The sequence below is a fragment of the Micromonospora sp. NPDC005806 genome, assembly GCF_042871425.1.
Lineage (GTDB): Bacteria > Actinomycetota > Actinomycetes > Mycobacteriales > Micromonosporaceae > Micromonospora.
This window is the reverse complement of record NZ_JBIAIL010000035.1, coordinates 1-19059: the sequence shown is the minus strand read 5'-3', so window position 1 is coordinate 19059 and position 19059 is coordinate 1. Positions and strand designations below refer to the sequence as shown.

Annotated in this window: 22 protein-coding genes and 1 pseudogene; 14 read left to right on the top strand and 9 right to left on the bottom strand. The window is 68.2% G+C overall.

The features are described from left to right. Window positions 1-6: 6 nt before the first annotated feature. Window positions 7-1311 carry a restriction endonuclease gene (locus ACFYOS_RS28050; protein ID WP_387147889.1) on the top strand — a complete coding sequence of 435 codons (1305 nt, stop codon included), beginning with the start codon at window positions 7-9 and terminating at the stop codon, window positions 1309-1311. Window positions 1312-1417: 106 nt separating this feature from the next. Here ACFYOS_RS28050 and ACFYOS_RS28045 read toward each other — a convergent pair whose 3' ends face one another. Further along, a complete protein-coding gene (locus ACFYOS_RS28045) occupies window positions 1418-3859 on the bottom strand; it encodes a M14 family zinc carboxypeptidase (RefSeq protein WP_387147886.1) in 2442 nt (813 codons plus the stop codon). Between the two features lie 287 nt (window positions 3860-4146). On the opposite strand from ACFYOS_RS28045, the gene ACFYOS_RS28040 reads away from it, so the two are divergent. Next, a complete protein-coding gene (locus ACFYOS_RS28040) occupies window positions 4147-4914 on the top strand; it encodes a hypothetical protein (RefSeq protein ID WP_387147883.1) in 768 nt (255 codons plus the stop codon). Window positions 4915-5082: 168 nt separating this feature from the next. Here ACFYOS_RS28040 and ACFYOS_RS28035 read toward each other — a convergent pair whose 3' ends face one another. Next, entirely contained in the window at window positions 5083-5958 is an 876-nt protein-coding gene (locus ACFYOS_RS28035) for a hypothetical protein (RefSeq protein ID WP_387147880.1), read from the bottom strand. A gap of 308 nt (window positions 5959-6266) precedes the next feature. Here ACFYOS_RS28035 and ACFYOS_RS28030 point away from each other — a divergent pair, with 308 nt between their 5' ends. Together ACFYOS_RS28030 and ACFYOS_RS28025 are read left to right on the top strand one after the other, a co-directional pair. Continuing rightward, window positions 6267-6800 (top strand): HdeD family acid-resistance protein, encoded by a 534-nt coding sequence (locus ACFYOS_RS28030; protein ID WP_387147877.1) that lies wholly within the window; start codon window positions 6267-6269, stop codon window positions 6798-6800. 195 nt (window positions 6801-6995) lie between these two features. Further along, window positions 6996-7349 carry a nitroreductase/quinone reductase family protein gene (locus ACFYOS_RS28025; RefSeq protein ID WP_387147874.1) on the top strand — a complete coding sequence of 118 codons (354 nt, stop codon included), beginning with the start codon at window positions 6996-6998 and terminating at the stop codon, window positions 7347-7349. Between the two features lie 10 nt (window positions 7350-7359). Here the strand turns inward: ACFYOS_RS28025 and ACFYOS_RS28020 are convergent, their stop codons facing one another. Next, entirely contained in the window at window positions 7360-8259 is a 900-nt protein-coding gene (locus ACFYOS_RS28020) for a hypothetical protein (protein WP_387147871.1), read from the bottom strand. A gap of 513 nt (window positions 8260-8772) precedes the next feature. Between ACFYOS_RS28020 and ACFYOS_RS28015 the strand changes: the two genes are divergently transcribed. Together ACFYOS_RS28015 and ACFYOS_RS28010 are read left to right on the top strand one after the other, a co-directional pair. Then, entirely contained in the window at window positions 8773-8997 is a 225-nt protein-coding gene (locus ACFYOS_RS28015; RefSeq protein WP_387147868.1) for a hypothetical protein, read from the top strand. Further along, window positions 8997-9497, top strand: coding sequence for a DinB family protein (locus ACFYOS_RS28010; protein ID WP_387147865.1), 501 nt, complete (start codon window positions 8997-8999; stop codon window positions 9495-9497). Before ACFYOS_RS28015 ends, ACFYOS_RS28010 begins: the two co-directional genes overlap by 1 nt. 2 nt (window positions 9498-9499) lie before the next feature. Here ACFYOS_RS28010 and ACFYOS_RS28005 read toward each other — a convergent pair whose 3' ends face one another. The 3 genes from ACFYOS_RS28005 to ACFYOS_RS27995 form a co-directional block, all read right to left on the bottom strand. Next, window positions 9500-9715 (bottom strand): hypothetical protein, encoded by a 216-nt coding sequence (locus tag ACFYOS_RS28005; RefSeq protein ID WP_387147863.1) that lies wholly within the window; start codon window positions 9713-9715, stop codon window positions 9500-9502. After that, on the bottom strand, window positions 9705-10298 hold the full coding sequence (locus ACFYOS_RS28000; protein WP_387147860.1) for a hypothetical protein: 594 nt from the start codon (window positions 10296-10298) through the stop codon (window positions 9705-9707). The genes ACFYOS_RS28005 and ACFYOS_RS28000 overlap by 11 nt, the downstream gene beginning before the upstream one ends. Window positions 10299-10386: 88 nt before the next feature. Continuing rightward, window positions 10387-10668, bottom strand: a complete 282-nt coding sequence (locus tag ACFYOS_RS27995; protein WP_387147857.1) for a YrhB domain-containing protein — start codon at window positions 10666-10668, stop codon at window positions 10387-10389. Between the two features lie 416 nt (window positions 10669-11084). Here ACFYOS_RS27995 and ACFYOS_RS27990 point away from each other — a divergent pair, with 416 nt between their 5' ends. From ACFYOS_RS27990 to coaD, 4 genes are all read left to right on the top strand, one after another. Next, window positions 11085-11855: a GNAT family N-acetyltransferase gene (locus ACFYOS_RS27990; protein WP_387147854.1), complete on the top strand. Its 771-nt coding sequence runs from the start codon at window positions 11085-11087 to the stop codon at window positions 11853-11855. A gap of 25 nt (window positions 11856-11880) precedes the next feature. Beyond that, window positions 11881-12105, top strand: coding sequence for a translation initiation factor IF-1 (gene infA / locus ACFYOS_RS27985; RefSeq protein ID WP_151462372.1), 225 nt, complete (start codon window positions 11881-11883; stop codon window positions 12103-12105). A gap of 693 nt (window positions 12106-12798) precedes the next feature. Continuing rightward, window positions 12799-13464 (top strand): hypothetical protein, encoded by a 666-nt coding sequence (locus ACFYOS_RS27980; RefSeq protein WP_387147851.1) that lies wholly within the window; start codon window positions 12799-12801, stop codon window positions 13462-13464. 179 nt (window positions 13465-13643) lie between these two features. Further along, on the top strand, window positions 13644-14102 hold the full coding sequence (gene coaD / locus ACFYOS_RS27975) for a pantetheine-phosphate adenylyltransferase (RefSeq protein WP_387147848.1): 459 nt from the start codon (window positions 13644-13646) through the stop codon (window positions 14100-14102). Window positions 14103-14238: 136 nt separating this feature from the next. On the opposite strand, the gene ACFYOS_RS27970 is transcribed toward coaD, so the two are convergent. Next, a complete protein-coding gene (locus ACFYOS_RS27970) occupies window positions 14239-15042 on the bottom strand; it encodes a helix-turn-helix domain-containing protein (RefSeq protein WP_387147845.1) in 804 nt (267 codons plus the stop codon). A gap of 115 nt (window positions 15043-15157) precedes the next feature. Between ACFYOS_RS27970 and ACFYOS_RS27965 the strand changes: the two genes are divergently transcribed. The 4 genes and pseudogenes from ACFYOS_RS27965 to ACFYOS_RS27950 form a co-directional block, all read left to right on the top strand. Continuing rightward, entirely contained in the window at window positions 15158-15580 is a 423-nt protein-coding gene (locus ACFYOS_RS27965) for a hypothetical protein (protein WP_387147842.1), read from the top strand. Between the two features lie 5 nt (window positions 15581-15585). Next, window positions 15586-15903 (top strand): alcohol dehydrogenase catalytic domain-containing protein, encoded by a 318-nt coding sequence (locus ACFYOS_RS27960; RefSeq protein ID WP_387147839.1) that lies wholly within the window; start codon window positions 15586-15588, stop codon window positions 15901-15903. Window positions 15904-15944: 41 nt separating this feature from the next. Further along, complete coding sequence (locus ACFYOS_RS27955) at window positions 15945-16229, top strand: hypothetical protein (protein WP_387147836.1); 285 nt, start codon at window positions 15945-15947, stop codon at window positions 16227-16229. Window positions 16230-16278: 49 nt separating this feature from the next. Then, window positions 16279-16620, top strand: a pseudogene (locus ACFYOS_RS27950) (zinc-binding dehydrogenase); the annotation flags it as partial. A gap of 393 nt (window positions 16621-17013) precedes the next feature. On the opposite strand, the gene ACFYOS_RS27945 reads toward ACFYOS_RS27950, so the two are convergent. Together ACFYOS_RS27945 and ACFYOS_RS27940 are read right to left on the bottom strand one after the other, a co-directional pair. Beyond that, window positions 17014-18243 (bottom strand): hypothetical protein, encoded by a 1230-nt coding sequence (locus ACFYOS_RS27945; protein WP_387147833.1) that lies wholly within the window; start codon window positions 18241-18243, stop codon window positions 17014-17016. Window positions 18244-18291: 48 nt separating this feature from the next. Further along, window positions 18292-18621, bottom strand: a complete 330-nt coding sequence (locus tag ACFYOS_RS27940; RefSeq protein ID WP_387147830.1) for a PadR family transcriptional regulator — start codon at window positions 18619-18621, stop codon at window positions 18292-18294. Window positions 18622-19059 lie beyond the last annotated feature (438 nt).

Sequence of the window (19059 nt, the reverse complement as noted above, 5' to 3'; positions counted from 1 at the left end):
GTCCCGATGCTCGAGATCATGCGCTACGCCCAGGGTGCCAATCGAGTCGAGGTCGAGCTAGACGGCTACCTCAACTATCACTTCGTGACGGCCGCGCCTGAAGCGGATGGCACTCCACGGTTGATGCTCGAAGCGGGTATCAACGCGGCAGCAATGGTGGACGCGCCTGACCGACGTCGCAGGCCGGTAATCAGCTTGCGGTCGAGTCCCTGGAAGGCAGGGCATGTCACCAACCCTTGGCATGACGAGTTCGACCTTGACCACGGCCACGTCCGCTATTACGGAGACCACAAACCGACCACGATCGGCCTTCCGGGTGCAACAGCAGGCAACCGCGCTTTGCTCGATGCATGGGCCCTCCACGCTGCCACCGACCCACACGAACGGCTTCAGGCCCCACCCCTGTTGATTTATCGAGCTATCACGGTTAACAGGGGCGGCCGCACTCTCGTGAAGGGTCACGTCGAGTTTTGCGGTGCGGCAATCATCGAACGGCTCGAACACGTCGTCCAACGTGACCCCGAGACCGGACGTAGCTTCCCGAATCTCGTGCTCGACCTGGCAGTCATAGATCTTGCGGACACGGGCGACGCCCTTGACATGCGTTGGATCGACGACCGCCGTCACCCAAAGCTCGACGCCGAGCAGGCAACGCGACACGCTCCCGCGTCCTGGCGGCGCTGGATCAGAGACGGCAGCGCCGCGATCCCTCGTGCGCGGCGCCGGGTCGTGTCCTCCCGGGTGCGGTCGGCGGAAGACCAGCGTCCGGCTGCAGGATCTGCAGAGGCCGACCTGCTGCAGCGTCTCTACAGACACTTTGAGGGACGCAAACATGCTTTCGAGCTACTGGCTGCTCGGGTTACTTCCCAGATCTTGGGCCGCTCCGGTGCTCGCTACCACGATGGCTGGCTAACTCGACCGGGCGGCGACGGCGGCGTCGACTTCGTTGGCCGGCTCGACGTCGGCACGGCCGCCAACAATCTTCCCCTGGTGATCCTCGGCCAAGCGAAATGCGTAACTCCCTCCTCATCGATTAGTCCCGACCAGGTTGCACGAGTTGTCGCCCGCCTACGACGCGGATGGATCGGAGTCTTCGTCACAACGGGAGCGTTCTCCCGGCAAGCTCAAGTCGAAGTTATAGAGGATCAATATCCACTTGTGCTTATCGATGGGAAGACCCTCGCCGAGCAGGTACTCCGCATGGCAGCCGCTGACCACAACGGAGACCTCGACACGCTCCTCAGTTCGATTACCGGAGACTACGACGTTGCCATCACCTACCGTCGCCCAGACGAAATCCTGCTGGGGTGACCTCATCAGCGGCCACCCGGACTGGAGCCGGATTCGTACGACCTTCACACGCTGATGGCCGCCGACCCCGTGGTCGAAGGCCACCAGTGTTCAAGCGATGAACCGCCTACTGGACGCCTACCCTCTCCTTGCTGTAGTTGCTGCCCTCACCGTCCGGCTTGTAGTTGCTCTCAACGTTGCCGGCGATGTCGATCGAGAACCAGTTGACCGTGGTGTCGCTGGTCACCGTGATGTTCTGGACCCCCTCACGCATGCCGGCCAGGGCCAGCTTGGGCGAGTTGAACGTCGGCCGGCTGCCATCGAGCGTGTAGTAGAGGTTCGCCGGCTCGCTGGTGCTGAAGGTGAACGCGGTGACACCCGCCTCCTGCTTGACGATCTGCAGCTTGGTCTGCGGTTGGATCTTGTCCGTCGCGTACGCCCGGGCCACCTCGAGGATGGCGATGTTGCCGTTGGCGAACTCCATCGCCTCCTCATGCCCCTCGGCGAACGGCGGCTGGAAACCGACCGCGCTGAACCGCCCGGTCGTCGGGTTGTAGATGTCCGCGCCGACCTCGAAGTCCCAGCCGATGATGCCCCGGTTGTACCAGTGCTCGTCGGCGCTGTTGCCGGCCGCCGAGTACAGCACGTCCGTCACTGGTCCGGTGCGGCCCGGCCAGATCGCCGTGCCCCGGTATTCCTGCACCCGGGAGAGGATGTAGTCCGAGGAGGTCCAGAAGTACGCCTCGGTGCCCTGGTCGACCCGCGGCAGCACCTCCCGCCCCTCGGCCTTGTAGGCCCCCGGCGGCCACATGAAGTACCCGCCGTAGGAGTGGGTGTTCATCGAGAGCTTGATGTTCGGGAAGTGGTCGACCAGCCAGACCTCGTTGCGCGCCTCCGGCTCGGACAGCTCGCCCGGGCCGGCGAAGGTCTCGCCGGTGCAGTTGGTCGCCGACGCGCCGACGTAGCCGTCGTAGACGGAACCGACCGAGAAGTTCCGGTTGATGTCCACGCCCCAGGAGTTGCGCCGGCCAGGGTCGCCGTTGGACGCCGGGCAGTAGTTGGTCATGTTCTTCCGCTGCATGTTGAAGTCGTGCATGCTGTAGTGCGCGCCGTCCGGGTTGACGACCGGCAGGATGAAGATGTCCAGGTCGTCGACGATCTTGCGGGTGTTCGGGTCCTGCGCGTAGTTGCGCAGCAGCCGCTCGGCCGACTCCACGCAGACCAGCGGGGTCACCCACTCCCGGGCGTGCTCCTGGCAGTAGAGGAAGACACCGACCTTCGAGCCGTCGCGGTGCTTGCCGACCCGCAGCGCCTTCATCTGGAACGGCTCGCGGGACACGCTCGCCGGCGCCTTCAGGTTGTCCGCCAGCTGGGTCACCGGTGCCGCGGCCACCACGCCCGTGCCGGCATTGCCCCGGTACGTACTGGCGGTGAGCAGCTTGGCCGCGTCGGCGTTGCCGTTGACCGCGGCGACGACCTGCGCCGCCGTGCTGGTGATCGCGCCGGAGCCGTTGGTGGCCAGGCTCACCGTGATGGCCTTGCCGGACACGCTCACCGTCAGCGGGGCGTTCGCCGTGGCCGGATTGACCAGCGACATGGTGACGTCGTTGCCGCCCTCAGAGCCGTACGCCGTCGAGGTGACGTAGACGATGCTCGCCGCGGCGGTGCCGAACTGCGCCTGCGCGTTGCGCCGGTAGCCGTTCGTCTTGTACGGCAGGTCGATCAGCTCGGTCAGCTTCGGGAACTCCGCGGCCAGCCCGGTGAACCGCGCGGTGACCTCCGTCGGGTCCATGTAGTGGTCGACGAAGTCCGACACGTACGGGTGCTCACCGGTGACCTTACGTGGGCTGCCCAGCCACTTCGCGACGTCGACCGTGACCGAGCCACCCTTGTTGCTGGTGATGGTGGCCCTGGCCGGTGCGGCGTTGATGGCGACCGGGTTGCTGAACCGGTGGTACATGTACTGGCCGGCGTCGGTGAACCGGGACATGGTGGCGGTGCCGCCGGAGCCGATCTCCGTGCCCGGCCCGCTGTCCCAGCTCGCCGTCAGCACCGTCGTCGAGTCGGTGCCGGCGCTCGACTTCACCTCGATGTTGAGGAAGAGCTGGTTGTCGAGGCTGGAGAACCATTCGTTCCGCAGCACGGTCAAGGTGTCGGTGCTGGCCGTCGCCGCCATCGCGGCGCGGATCGAGGCGGACCGCTCGGCCATGTTGTCCGCGTAGTCGCTCTGGTCGGAGATGGCGTCCTGCACGTCGAAGCCCTTGGCCCGCAGCGCCTGGCTCTCCTCCGGGCTGAGGATCGCGTGCACCTCGATGCCGTTGTCGACCGGCTTGACGTACTCGGCGAGGTCGACGCCGAGTTCGTTGAGGCGGTCGATGCCCGACTTGTCGGCGACGACGATGCGCATCAGGCCGACGCCGTTCTGTTCGCCCGTTGACGACCTGTCGGGCAGCACCGCGCTGTCCGGCGCTGAACTTGCCAGGCCGGGTGCGCTGACGGCGAGCGCCAGCGGTAGCACGAGCAGGGCCAACAGGCGGCGCGGTCCGTTGGATCTTCTTGTACTCCTCATGAGAGTCCTTCCGCGAGGCGATCCTGACGGCCGCGCAGTCGAGGCGGACGGACCCCGGCTGCCGCAGCTTCGCAAAGTGTGATCGCCGCCTCACCATCAGTCAAGATCGATGGGTGCAGGACAGGCGTTGGTCCCAGCCGCACGTCTTTCTTGGAGCGGTAGGGCGAACGGCCCATCAACGGCCCGCTGGCCCGCGCACACCGGGTCTGTGGGGTGACTGCTCGCCCTAGCGATTGCGCTCTGGTGCGACGCTTGCCACAGCGGCCTTCGGGAGAGCGGGCAGGGCCATGGAGCTTCGCAGGACTCGTTCCTTCCTGGTGTTTGGCATCGGGATGCTGGCGTTCGGTGTGTTCGTGCCGCTGTACAGCCGAGCTGACGACGCGTTCCCTTCGATCGCGGCGTTGATCACCGGTGCGCTGTTCCTGTCGATCGGCGGCGTGCTCTCCTTCTACGGGCTCCGGCCCTTCAGGCTCCACATCGGGCCCGAGGGGCTGACCGTGCGGCAGCCCGGGCTCAACCGGCTGGTGCCCTGGGCCGAGATCGACGCGATCATTCTCGACCAGCCGCTGCCGGTTCTTGCCGGCCGAAAGGCGCCATCCCCGTTGCTGTTGCTGGTGCCGTCCAGCGCTTCGACTCTCGATCGTCCACTGACTCACCGAAGTCCCGTCGATGACCGTCCCTGCCTGGTCCTGCTCGACCTGGACTTCATCCGGCAACCGGCGAGCAAGGTAGCGGCGGCCCTGGCCCGCTTCGGCGGCAGTCGCTTCACGGACTTTCGGCACCTGACCCGGCAACGTTTCGACTCGCCGGGCTTCACCCTTGTGCCGTACGGATATGACCCGGCCCGGGTGGATCGCCTGATCAAGCGGGGCCAGGCGGCGCTGACCTCGGACGTCGTGATGGCGCGCTACGGCGCGAAGGCAGACATTGAACGGGCCCCCAAGGCTCTTCCGGTCGTCGCGCACGGATACGACCGTGAGCAGGTCGACGCGTTCCTGGAAGAGCTCTCCGCTGCGCTGGCCCGTTGGGATGAGGACAAGCGGGAGGCCGGGTAGCAGGCATCAGGCCTCGACGGCCGATGAGGCGGTGACCGGGCGCCCAGCCGTCTCGGCCGGGTGCTCGAACGGTTGCGTCAGTGATTGTGGTGGTGGTGCGATCTGAGGTGCTTTGACGAGCCTGCCGTGCGGCATGTCTCAGTCATGTGATCCGGACAGCGGGAAGGGTCAGCCGGTGATCGTCAGCCCCACCGGCAGGCCCTGCCTCACCTCCAGGACTGCCCGCTCCCCCAACGGTCGCGACAGCTCGACGGTGGTGCTGCGCTGCGCTCCGACGGCCGGGCATGCCTCGTGTTCGGCGTGTCGGTACTCGATGATGATCACGACGACCGCCAGTTCCGACTCGGCCGCTTCGGCGCCGTAGTCGGCCCCGCACGGCTTGCTGCTGGGGCCGGGCGCGCCGGTGAAGGTGACGGTCAAATCCCGGCTCGTGGTCGTCGTGGTCGCCGACTCGATCGCCAGCCCTTCATGCGGATGATCGGCGCCCCGGGGCGGCGGGGTCACCCGGACGATGGCCGAGGGATCCACCGCCGCTCGCGCCAGCCGCACCGCCGTTCCGTCGAGGGTGTAGTCCCACGCCGGGACGGTCGCCGAGCCGCGGGTGGTCGGGACCGTCATCGTGGACAGGCGAGCGCCGGTGACCTTCAGCGGCGCGCAGCCGGAACAGTCGCCGGTACCCGCCGCGTGCAGCTGCGCCAACGCTGCGTCCGCCGAGATCAGCCGCACGTCCTGACTGGTGCCGTTGGCCCAGGCAATGGTCCCCGCCGATTTCGGCGCCGCCGGCAGCGTCGAGGCAGCCTGGACGAGGCCGGCCGACAGTGCCTGCTTGTAATCCCCATTCGCCGGCTCCCAGTCGCCGAGTTGGCGGGTCAGCTCCCCCACCGGCACGAAGGGCGCGCCGCCCGCAGCGCGAACCGCCTCGTCATACCGGGCCAGGGCCTCGCCCGCCTGCTGGCGTAACCCGTCGAGCCTGTCAACGGCTGGGCTGCTCCCAGCGGACCCACAACCGCCGAGCAGGGCCGCGACCATGATCCAGGGCAGCACGCGCCGCCGACGCATCCTCGCCGTCTCCACATCCTTGAGACGTCTCCACGCCGGTCAGGGTTGCACCTGAATCTTCCCGGCACGGCCCTTCACGGTCCCGCGTTGGCCCCGGGGCGGACGGCTGGGGGTACGGCTGTGCCACCGCAGCCTCCTCCGGCTCCGGCTCGCCCACGTTTGCGCAGCGGAGCCCGCTCGACGCACGCCCGCCGGCCGATGTGAGTAATCCTCTCCATTCACGGCAAAAGGTGCGTAGCCTTCGAGGTAAACGGTGCGAAACCCCAGGCGCCCAGCCGTCGAGGAGTGACGCGATGCGAAACGGAGTGTGGCTGCTGGCCGTGCGCGGCGTGGCCGCGATCGTGTTCGGGCTGCTGGCCGTGGCGTGGCCGTCGGCGACGGTGGTGGTCCTGACCACACTGTTCGGCGTCTACGCGCTGGCCACCGGGCTACTGCATCTGGGGGCGGGGCTCAGCCGCCGGCAGACCCCCGGGCTGCGAGGTCTGTTTCTGCTGACCGGGCTGACCGGAGTGCTGATCGCCGGGTTTACCTTCTTCTGGCCGTCGATCACCGCGTTCGCCTTGGCGGTGCTGGTCGGCCTCTGGGCAGTCGCCATCGGCGTACTGGACATCTGGGCGGCGGTCCGCTGGCGCGCCGCCCGGCTGCTCGCGGTGGTCGGGGTCGTGTCGGTGCTGGCCGGGCTGCTGATCCTGTTCCGCCCGGACGTCGGGACGGTGGTCATCGCGCAGGTGATCGGCGTCTACGCGATCGTGGCCGGCGTGGTGATGGTGGCGGCGGCATGGCAACGGGGCCGCTCTCCGGTCAGCGCGACTCGCGCGGCCGGCTGAGGCGCAGGCCGCCGGCCCGGCGGGGCGCCGGATCCGGCGGTGCCGCGATCGGCGCCGCGATGGCGGCCAGGATCCCGTCCCGTACGCGGCCCGGTGGCCCGTGCCGGTGACAACGTCCCGGAACCCGCCGCAGGTGGGCGCGGGCGTCCATAGCCTGGCAGGTGGGAGCACGTCGGGAAGCTGTCGGAGGGCATCGTGGCCAACGCGATCAGTGACGCTCTGCAGGGCGTCCGAGAAGTCGAGATCACCGTGACCGGCCGGAAGTCCGGACGGCAGATTACCCATCCGGTGTGGTTCGTACAGGAGGAAGACAGCGTGTTCCTGGTCCCGGTCACCGGGTCGAACAGCGACTGGTACAAGAACGTCCAACGGACCCCGATGATCCAGTTGGCCGCGAACGGCACCGCGTTGAGCTCGAGCGTCACCCCGATCACCGAGGCGGACCGGGTCAACCACGTGGTGGCGATGTTCCGTGACAAGTACGGGGCGGACCAGGTGGAGGCGTTCTACCCCAGGCGCGACGTGGCCGTCCAGGTCCCGCTCGGCTGACCCGGGACCGTCAGCGGATCGTCAGCGGGACCGGCAGGCCCTGCTGCACCTCGAGGACCGCCCGCTCCCCCAGCGGTCGCGCCAGTTCGACGGTGGCGCTGCGCCGCGCCCCGACGTCCGCGCACGACTCGTTGTCGGCGTGCCGGTGCTCGATGACGATCACGACGACGGCCAGGTCTGACTCGACCGGCTCGGTGCGGTAGTCGGCTCCGCAGGGCCGGCTGCCCGGGTCGGGGGCACCGGTGAAGGTGACGGTCAGCTCGCGGCCGGTGGTCGTCGTGGTCGCCGACTCGATCGCCAGCCCGCCGCTCGGCTGATAGGGGTCCCAGGACGGCGGCGTCACCTGGACCGCGGACGAGGCGGCCACCGCCGGCCGGGCTAGCCGCACCGCGCTCCCGTCGAGGGTGTACTCCCAGGCCGGGACGGTCGCGGCGCCGCGGGTGGTCGAAATCCTCATCGTGGTCAGGCGGGCACCGGTGACCCTCAGCGGCGCGCAGTCACCGCATTCGCCGGCGCCGGCCTGGCGCAGCTGCGCCAGCGCCTCGTCCGCCGAGATCAACGGTACGGACTGCTTGGTGCCGTTGGCCCAGACGAGGTTCCCGGTCGGCGTCGGCGCCGCGGGCAGCGCCCCGATGGCCTCGACGCGGCCGGCCCCCAGGCTCGCCTTGTAGATCCCGTTTGCCGGCTCCCAGTCGCCGAGCTGCCGGGTCAGCTCCCCCACCGGCACGAACCGGGCGGTGTCGCCCGCCTCGCGTACCGCCTGGTCGTAGCGGTCCAGCGCGGCGCGCGCCTGCTGGCGCAGCCTGTCAAGGTCGTCGCCGGCTGGACTCCCCCCGGCCGACCCGCACCCGCCGAGCAGAGCTGCGGCGGTGACCCAGGGCAGCCAACGCGGCCTCCTCTTTGTCTCCACGTCCCCGAGACTCATCCACGCCGGTCACGGTTGAAGCTCATCCGCCTACCGACTTCAGCTCGACGTGCACCTTTGATGGCGAGCCAGCTCTCCTCGGCATGCGAGTGCGCCCGTCGGCGCTCGGGTGTCATCGACTGTAACCAGGACGGCTGAGCACCAAGGCCGGCTGTCGTGCATGTGCTGGGACGGATACGTCAAGCACGTGGTGGGCTGGACATCGCCGGCAGCCGACCGCCGGCCTGTACCCCGTCGACTGATGCGCGACGCTCGTCCGCCAACGGATCTACGACAGTGGGCGCGCGGAAGGCGGCAGAGGAGGCCGCCGCAGTCGTCAGATTCTCCACACCAAGAAGATCACGAGTGGCCGTATGGCATACGCCCAGCAAGCCCGTCTCTCTTGAGGAAGGCGCACGCACTCAACTTCTCAAAATACTTTGTCCGCACGCGTCCGGACCGGTCCGGCCCGTTCGTCACTGTGGTGTAGCGATCAAGATGAGGAGAAAGGAGAGCCTGATGAAGTACCTGATGTTCGTGTGCACCGACCCGGAACCGGACACCGATAAAGAAAACAAACCCGACATCGACGTCTGGGTAGCCGAGAACGACGCCAACGGCCGCCGCTTGCAGGGCAACGTGCTGGCGCCGAAATCGTCGGCCACGACCGCCGACCTGACAACCACCGACATCGAACGCCGTGTCCCGCTGGAGCGGGACGACGAGAACCTGGAGAACCTGTGATGCAGACCGAAGCCGCCACCCTACTGTCCTATCTAGACGGTCAGCGCCGTCACATCACCGGAGCCCTGGAGGGCTTGAGCGACAAGGACCTGCGCCGCCCCGTGCTGCCGTCCGGGTGGAGCTGCCTCGGTCTGGTCAACCATCTCGCCCTCGACGTCGAGCGGTTCTGGTTCAACGCCGTCATCGCCGGCCAAACCTCGGTGATCGAAGCCTTGCCGCACACCGAAAACGTGTGGAACGTCGACCCGTCCGTATCGCCGGAGGATATCCTGAACCGGTATCGCACCTCCATCGACGCGGCCAACACGGTCATTCGCGAAACCCCGATGGACACCCCGCCCGCCTGGTGGCCGGCGAACAAGTTTGGCAGTTTCCGGCTGCACACCGCCCGCGAGATCATGCTGCATGTGATCACCGAAACCGCTTGCCACGCCGGTCATTTGGACGCCGTCCGGGAACTGATCGACGGAAAGCAGTGGATCGTGCACGGCAAGGCGTGAGCCTACGGCATGTCGCCTTTCGCGTGGTACCCCTCAAACAGCGGCCCACCATGGCGCGCCAGCAATCGCCGCCCGTAGTCCAGGATGGCGTCCGGGTTTCCCTGGACCGCAAGCCATTCGGCCGCCGTTCCGGGCGAAAACTCGCGCAGTTCCCGCAGGAGCCATTTGCCGGTGCGGGACCAGTGATCGTTGAGTTTCAGGGCCGCCTTACCCGCCATCCGCCAGGCGCCAGGCGAAAACTCCGATGACGGTTGTCTCCCCCTGATCGTTGGCGTGTTCCAGGTCGTCGAGCAGGTCGGTCAGCCCATACCGGACCCACCGGCGGTCCGCCTCCGTCAACGGGGGCGGACCGCCCGCAAGTAACTTGCCGCATCGCTCGGCCCAGGAACCGGGGTCGCCGACATGCGCGACACCGGTTGCCACCATGCGGTGCAGGCTCGGCTTACGCGACGCCAGCTCCTTTGCCAGGCACTCGTCCCAAGTCTGGATCGCTGTCGAGCCCGAGAACCACATGCCGGCCAAGTGCAGCGAGCACAGCCAGTGGTTAATCGACGAGGTGACGAACCTGAGACGTCCGCTGGATGGCTGCAGCACTGACACCAGCCCGGTCTCCGGCTCGGCGAGGTAGATGTAACCGGCGTGGTAGAGCTCGCTCCTGGTCCCGGCGAGGCGATACTTCCCATTCCTCAGCTCCGCTGCGAACAGAGTCATGTCGACCACCCCTTCCAACAGCGGCACGCCGCACGAAGTCAATGCCGCCGAGATCACCAACCCGCCGGAAGGCCAGCCGACCCGCACCACCGCAACACGGTCATCGGCACGTACGGGCGCCGGTCGCGCAGACGACCGTGACGCTGCGTAGCGTCCGCTCCGCGGCCCATCAGTGCGTTCAGCCGAGGGTGGGCCGCCCCTCGGCGATCTGTTCTTCCACCGGCTGACCGGACCAGGCCAGCCACGGATCCGGGCCGGACTTGGGCACGACCACAGGTCCGTTGCCTACCAACGAATCGTGTATGTCGCCTGACTCGATGAAGGCGCGGGACTGGTAGCCAACGGACCATGCGGTCTCGTGCTCTCGCCCACCGGTGATCACCCATTCACCGGTGCGGATCTTGTCACCGCGGTCAGCAAGGAAGGCGAATGCGATCTCGCGAGCCTCTCCATCGGTCATGCTCGTGACCCTAACGCTGGTACGACATGCAGGACCGAGCCAACGCGCTGTCATCGGCACGTCCGCGCGTCTGCCGGCAGGTTCGCCGTGACGCTGTGTGGTGGACGGACGGCGGATCGGCTCACCCGCCCGTGACGGCGGCCGAGCGCGGTCTGCCCGCGCCGTGGCCGTAGGGATATGGCCATTCCCTCTTTTGATCATGGAATGGGTGCGGCATCGTGCACGCGCCGCAAAATGGTTGGACGGTGTGACGGGCGGGCTGGTAGCTTCCGTCGCGCCGTGACACTGCCTGAGGAGGTGAGACCCGTGAACGTTTGTATCGATGTGGGTGCTCCCCTCGTCGTCACGGACCGGCTACTGACGTAGGTGTCGCCGGGAGCGCCCTCAACAATGGCGATCCCGAAAGGCACCAACTTATGAATCCTGTGGAATTCAGCCACGCCGTGCTGATCTCGCGCGTCGCACCCGGCCAATGGCATGCGCTGGAGGACGACCTCGTGGTCGGCCGCGGCGAGGCGTCGCGCCGGCCCGACGGGCGGATGTTCGTCAGCATCGACGCCTGGCACGGCGCGGCCTTCGACCGGCTGGCCGAGGCCATGCTGACGGCCCTGCGGAGGCCGCTGCACACGGTGGTCGACGAGGCCGACCTCGACCTGACCGCCCAGTGGCAGCGAGCCGGCTTCACGACGCGGCGCCGCGAGTGGGAGTACTCGGTGCCCACTGACCCACGCGCCACGGGCCTCGACTCGGCTCTGCCGCCGTCCGGCGTGACGATAAGGGCCTTCGGCAGTGCGGAGGAGGCTCCGCTACGCGCCCTGGACCGCACGATCCGCGACGAAGTCGAGGCCGGCCCTGGATGGCAGGACATGCCGGCCGAAGTATTGGCCCGCCCCGTGCTCGACCTGTCGAAATACGCCGTGGCGGCACAGTCCGGCCAATACCTGGGTTTGCTGCGGGTCGCGACGGTGACCCGGCTGCCACGCATAGGGCTGATCGCCGTCCGGGCCGACCGTCGACGCCGCGGCATCGCCCGGGCGCTGCTGGCACACACGCTGGGCGCGCTGCACCGCATCGGCAAGGAAACGGCATCGGCCGAGGTGACCGAATCCAACATGGCCGCCACGGCGCTGTTCGAGGGCATCGGTGCCTGGCGCACCGGCAGCAACCTCGAACTGGTCCTCCGCTGACCGCGAACGAGAGGAGGCGCTGACTATGGCAAGAACATCAAACGGCATCGAACTTGAGGGCACCGTCCTCGAATGCCTGCGCAACGCCACCTTCAGGGTGGAACTCCAGAACGGCCACAAGGTGCTGGCCCACATCAGCGGAAAAATCCGTAAGAACTACATCAAGATCCTTCCGTACGACCGGGTGCTCGTAGAGCTGAGCCCCTACGACCTGACCCGAGGCCGGATCGTCTTCCGCTACCGCAGCTAGCGCCGTTCCCGGCGGTGCGGGCAACCCGCCTCCGGGCCGATCGCCCGCACCGCTGGATCCGCCTTCAGCTGCCCACAAGCCGACTACGACAGCTGCGAATCGGCGCGCGGATCTTTGCGTGGCGCGCGGAGATTCATCACGTACAGGGCAGCGGTGACTGCCACCGGTGCATTCGCCTGCGGGTCTGGGGCGCTGGAAAGACGAGCCAGGCCCTCCAGGCGGACCTGCTGTCGGTCGCCTGGCCGGCACCGTGGGGGGCATGCGCGACCGACGGCGCCTACCCGGCATCGGCCGACGTGCGAGCCGTCATCAGCTACGCCCTGAAGCACGGATGGCAGCCTGAGAGACGGGGCGGAACGTTCGTGCTGTCCGAGCACGAGCATGCGTCCGGGTTCACCTTGCCCGATTTCCTTCTGACCGATCGGCTGCGTACGCCAGAGAGCGCGGATCCCACGCTTCGAGTAATCCGCGTCTACGAACGTCGTCATCGAGGATGACAATCTTCCGCGCATCGGCGCGACCCGCCGCCGACGCGATCCGCTTGCCGTAACGGGCTGCAGCGCGGGGTTCGCGGCAAAAGAGGATGCTGTTCAGTAGCGCCCGTTCGGTTCTGCTCCAAAGCAGTAGACGCCGGCATGAGCGGATCTTGTAACTTGCTTGCCCGGGATAGGGGCGTGTCGGCACCATGCGGTCGTGGGGTCGGACTGGATCTGGGAACTGCGGGTACCTGTGGCGGCCGGGCCGGCTCTTCGCCAGTTGTATGCACTGGCAGCCGAGCGGAACCTGCGCCCGCAGCGACCCGACGGGCTGATCAACCTGTTCACCAATACCGACGCCCACCTACGCACGGTCGAGGACCCCGACACGGCGCTCGCCGCGATGGCGACGGGCACAGAGCACGGCCAGTTCTGGACGAACGGCGACGTCGACATCTTCGTCAACTGGGAAGACGGGCGCCTCGTCTGGGCGCTGGACGGATGCTTCTGCTATCGCCGCCCGGTGCCCGAGGCGGACACCTTCCGCGAGCTGCACGGCCGCCTGACCGGCTTGTGGCTTGATGTCGCGCAGCGTCTGAACGCCGACGTCGGCCGAGTCCTCGACGAATGGTCGACTGATCAGATATGGGAATGGGGCATCCACGACGCCCAGCACCGGGCCGGTGGTTGGCCGGCTGAGCTCGGCTGGTGGACCTACCTCGGACCCGACTGCCGTCTGCCACCGCCACGGCTGCCCGAGGTCGCCACCCGCACGCGCCGACTCCCCAACGGCGCACTGCTGGTCACCCTCCTCGACGACCCGGCCGCCGTCGACCCGTTGCGTTACGAGGACATCCATAGCCGCTGGCTCCGGGCGACATGAGCTCCTCGGGGCAGCACCCTGTGAAAATGCCTCGGCCCAGCGCACGCACGGCGGCAGATCAGGATGTCGGCGGTGGTCGTCGGTGACGACAAGGCCCAAAGTCGGGTCGGCACATGTACGGCTGGGATAATCGTGGCCATGCGGTTGGAGTCGCGGTGACGGCTACGTCGGATCGTGGAGTGGTGCCGGTACAGGGTTCGTTGGCGGTCTATCCCGGTACGTTCGATCCGTTCACCCCGGGGCACCGCGACCTGGTGGCCCGTGCCCGGGTGATGTTCGACCAGATCATCGTGTTGCTGGCGGTGAACGCCGACAAGCGACCAACCGCCGAGGCCAGGACCAGGGCCGTACACGTGCGCGACGCCATACCGGCAGCCTGGGGCAATGTCGAGGTGGACACCTGGACCGGCCTGACCACCGCCTACTGCCTGCGCCGCGGCGCCACGGTCATCGTCCGCGGCCTACGTACGGCCGCGGACCTTCGCCACGAGTACCAGCTCGCTGCGATGAACGAGCAACTCGGCATTCAGACCGTCTGGTTGCCGTCCCGTCCGCAGCTGGCCGCCACTTCGTCCACGGTCGCACGCGCATACGGCTCGGCACAGTCGGCCCGTCCGTCGCTGAACGCTGAACGCTGAAGAGTAACGCCCGGGGGTACCGGACGGTGGCAACGCCTCGAGGTGGGATGCACTTCTCGGCACGTTCGGAGGCGAGTCAGCCCGGAGAACTGTCACCGAACGTAACGAGCACTTCGCGGCCATAAGCGGATGGTGTTCACCACGTAACGAGCTCGGCCAGTGCGGCGCTGGTCGCTTCGTCGGCCGGGAGGAATGCTTCCAGTCGCAGTTCGGCGATGGTGACGTCGGTGGCGGTGCCGAAGTGGGTGAGTGTGGTGATGAGCCGCAGTTCCCGGTTGTCCGGGTCGCTCGTGCGCAGGTGCAGCGGCACCGCGAACCCGAGGTGGTGTGGCGAGAGTTGCCGTGGCCGCGGGGGTGCCAGGTCGACGAGTTCCTCGGCGAGGCGCTGGAGCCGGTCGCTCGGGTTGCGGACGCTTTCGGCTTGGACGCTGTCGATGATGTGCCAGGCCCATTCGTCGAGGTTGACGATGCGGGGTGCGAGACCGCGGGGGTGCAGCAGGACTCGGGGGACGCTCACGGGTGGGGTGAGCAGGTGTGGGTCCACTCCGCGGGTGATCATGTGGAAGCCGGCGTTGGCGGAGATGAGGTCGCCGTGCCGGTCGACGATCACGGCCGGGTACGGCAGGTGGCCGTGCAGGACGCGTTCGAGGGCGGTTCGGACCGGTGCCAGTTGAGGGTCGTCCAGTTCGCGCTGTGGGTACGCGGGCGCGAATCCGGCGGTGAGGAGCAGTTCGTTGCGTTCGCGGATCGGCACCTCCAGCGTTTCGGCCAGCCGTATGATCATCGCCCGGCCGGGGGTTGAGCGTCCGCTCTCGATGAAGCTGACGTGCCGTTGCGTGGTGCCGGCGCGCACCGCCAGTTCGAGTTGGCTGACGCGGCGTCGGGTGCGCCATGTGCGCAACGCACCCGCGAGTCCGCCGCTCGCGGATTCGGTGATCATTCTTCCTGTGTACCGGGTGCCGCGCCGGTTGGCGATTCCCTCCGGGGAATTGTCGCGGCGCGTCCGGCGCAGAACAGTCGTGGTCACAACGATCATCCACGACCGAAGGATCACTATGGCTGACATCGACCTGAAGAACCTCACCGACCGCTACGTCGCGGTGTGGAGCGAACCCGACCCGGAACGTCGCCGCGCCGCCGTTCGCGAGCTCTGGTCCCCCGACGGGGTCCATGTCCTGCGGCCGCCTCAGGAAATGCGACAGGCCGCCGAGGGCCTGGGGTTCGATCGCCTCGTCTTGGAGGCGCGCGGGCATGACGAACTGGAGGTGCGGGTGACGCGCGCGTACGAGGAGTTCATCGCCCCGGGCACCTTCGTGTTCCGCTCCCGCGGGGATGCCGAGCGGCTCCACGACGTGGTCAAGTTTCGCTGGGAGATGGTGCCTCGCGACGGTGGCGACGTGGCCGGTGTCGGGCTGGAGATCCTCGTGCTCGACGCGGACGGGCGCATCGCCAGCGACTACCAGTTCATCGAGGGATGACCGCGATGACTGCGACGCTGCCCCCGTACGTGCGCAGCTACCATGTCAACAGCGGCGACGGCATCGATGGCCTGTCGCTGCGTACCCACGAACCGCGCACGCCAGGTATCGGCGAGGTCGCAGTCGCGGTCCACGCCGTCTCGCTCAGCTTCCGCGAACTGCTGGTGCTGCGGGGGCAGTACGTGCTGCCGGTCAAACCGGACGTCATCCCCGTCTCCGACGGTGTCGGGCAGGTCATCGCCGTGGGGCCAGGTGTCCAGCGGGTGCGACCGGGTGACCGGGTCACCGCCCGCTGTTCCCGCAATGGCTGGACGGCCCCCTGAAACCGTCATACCTGCCACAACTGGGAGGCTCCCTCGACGGCATGCTCACCGAACTCGCCGTCCTGCCGGAGCAAGCCCTCGTCCCGGTCCCCGAACACCTCTCCGACGCCGAAGCCGCGACGCTGCCGTGCGCTGCGGTCACCGCGTGGAACGCGCTGACCGGGGACGGTCCTGGGATCCAGCCCGGGCACACGGTGCTGACCACCGGCTCGGGCGGCGTATCACTGTTCGCGGTACAACTGGCCAAGCTTCTCGGGGCGAGAGTGATCGCCACGACCGGCCAGGCGGAAAAGGAGCAGCGCCTTCGTGACCTAGCTAGGCGCTGACGAGGTCGTCAACTATCGCGCCGTTCCCGACTGGCACACCGCGGTCCGCGACATCACCGGCGGGCGAGGGGTCGACCGGGTCGTCGACACTGCCGGAACATTGGAGCAGTCACTGAAGTCGCTTGCCATCAACGGGCACGTCGCGTTCGTAGGGTCCCTCTCCGGTGACTGGCCACCACTCGACCCTCGCCTGCTGTTCGGTGTCGCCGCGACGGTCCGGGCGTTGGCAGTCGGAAGTCACGCCCAGTTCACCAAGCTGAACGAGATCATCACCGCGCACCAGCTTCGGCCCGTCATCGACCGAGTGTTCCCGTTCGAGGAAGCCGGCGCGGCGTTCCGGCACTACGAGTCGGCCAGCCCGTTCGGAAAGGTCATCATCGAAATCCGATAACCGGTGTGTGTGGCGGCGGAATCCGCCGCGCACGCTCATCGGCAGTTGAGTTAGCTGAGAGGTGGGCGAGTTCACGACGAAGCCCAGATCGGCCTCGCAGCGCGTGCCGGCGAAGGCGCTGCTGGCGTGGCCGTCCACCTTGGCGGCTCGATTGTCAACTCCGGCTGAAATTGGCTCTGGCACGAATTCCGTGATCGGCCGGAGTCGATGGTCACGTCTCGGTGAGGACGCGCTTGCGCAGCAGGTCGAGCTTGGCTCGGCCGCACACATCTGCCGTTTGGTCATTTTGATGCGGTTGACGTTGCCTTCGACGGCGCCGCCGCACAGCATGAACGCCGTCCTCACATCGGGGGCCGGTATACGTTCGGTGGGCAAGTATCGTGTCCGGCTACGTCAGCCAGGGACGCGGGTGCGCCGGCTTCCGAGCGCCGTGCCGAGGGCCGCGCCGGTAGCGGTACCCGCCGTCCATTCGAAGATCATGCCGAGGAGGAACTCCGGACGCAGCACGTCGAGGATCGCGGCTTGCCACGTCGGCGGCACGGCGTCGCCAGTGCTCAAGTAACCGGCGTGCTGGTTCGCCCAGACCACGGCCTCGGGGAGGCTGACCGCGAGCACCGCGACCAGGGCGGCGAGCCCGGCCAGTGCTCCGGTGCGCAGCCCGGCGCCGAAGGATCGGTTGCGCCAGGCCGTGGTGAGCGCGACGGCCAGCAGGAGGGGCATCGGGAGGAACACCCAGAAGCCGAGTATGCCGCCGCGGTCGTGCGCCAGCGACCAGCGCGAGGCGGCCAACGTGGCACCTGCCACGACGACCGCCGTCCCTGCGGCCAGCAGCCATGCGCCGTGCGGCAGCGCGGACCGCAACGCGGCCCGTACCCCGCCGAGGGCGAACCTGCGGCGCTCGGCTGGCGGGTCGATCGCCGCGAGCTCGGCCCGCAGCGCGGCACCCCAGGCGGACCGGTTGTCGGGCAGGTCGGCGGTGGCCAGGTCGAGCAGGACCTGCCAGACGTCGCGTGCCGCATGCTGACGGCCCGCAGTGCGGGTGCCGAGCGCGGCTCCGAGGACGGGCCACGGCATGTTCCAGGCCAGCGCGACCAGGAGGACGTCGAACGGTATCAGCAGGTCGCCGTCGCCGAGGTTCGCGACGACCGGGAACACGCCGGGCTCGGCCAGATAGGCGGCGCGCAGCGGCAGGTACGCGGCCGCGGTGCCGACGACGACGGCGGTGAGGGCGAGCAGCCCGGCGACGGTGCCGGCCCCGAATCCGCGAGCGCGGGACACGGCGGCCGCAGCTGCGCCGACGAACGCGGCGCACCCGAGGGCCGCGAGCACTCCGAGCATCATGGACAGCAGCACCACGTCGAAGCCCCAGCGCGGGCCGTTGGTGACCGTGGCGAGGTACAGGCGCTCCAGGCCGGCGGTGAGCAGCGCGGCGGCTGCGGCGACGGCGATCAGTCCCGGCCACACCGGGCGTCTGGTGCCGTCTCGCCACGCGGCGCGGGCGCGGGCGGCGAGCGTGCGCGCACCGCCCCGGCGTAAGGCGTCACGCAGCCGGACCGCGAGCACCACGATCGCGAGCAGGGGCACCGGTAGGAGCAGCACCAGGATGAAGAGGAAAGCGAGCATCGAGGGCCTCCGAACGGCAGGGGCGGGTCGGGGTCGAGCGGTCGAAGCTCAGGTGGTCCCAGGCGCGAGCCGAGCCGCGCCCGGGGCGGGTGCGCCGTCCCCGGCACGTGCCGTCGCGGCGACGGCGCGCGCGAGTTCGGCGCCCGCGGTGCTGAGCCGGTACAGGTGCCGGGCCGGCCGCCCGCGCGGCGGGTCGGTCTCCCAGGAGGTCTCCACGTGTCCCCGCTCGGCGAGGCGGATCAGGATCGGGTAGACGGTGCCCGCCTTCAGGTCGAGGACGCGGCACAGGTCGTAGCCGTGGCTCCAGCCCTTGCCTGCCTCTGCGAGGGCGGTGAGTACGGCCGCGGTCTGCGGGGAGGGATGTCGGGTGCGGACCATGACGCTATAGTCTACCTAGATAGACTTATGCGCAAGACCCATTCCTTGATATGCATTGCGCCCCGGCTGACCGCTGGATGGCGAGCCGCTGAACCTCCCGCCATGATCAGGATAGCGGTGGTCGACTAGGCCCAAGATCGAGAAGCGAACGCACGCTCATCGGCACGACCGGGTGCCGGAGATCCGGTTGTCGTGACGCTGCGTAGCGCGCGGATGCGGCAGTGAGCGTGCATCGCCGCCGAGGTCTCGCGGACGCCTGGAGGTACGTGACGATATTGGTGCTGTCTCGGCGTAGGTTCCCCAGGTGACTGTGTACGACATCGCCGCCAAGCTGCCTTCCATAGGCGTGCTGCGGGACCGCTGCAAGGCACTCGCCACGCTGGAGTGCATCCTCGACGGTGGTGAGCCCTACTACGCCTACACCTGCGCCTGGGGTGA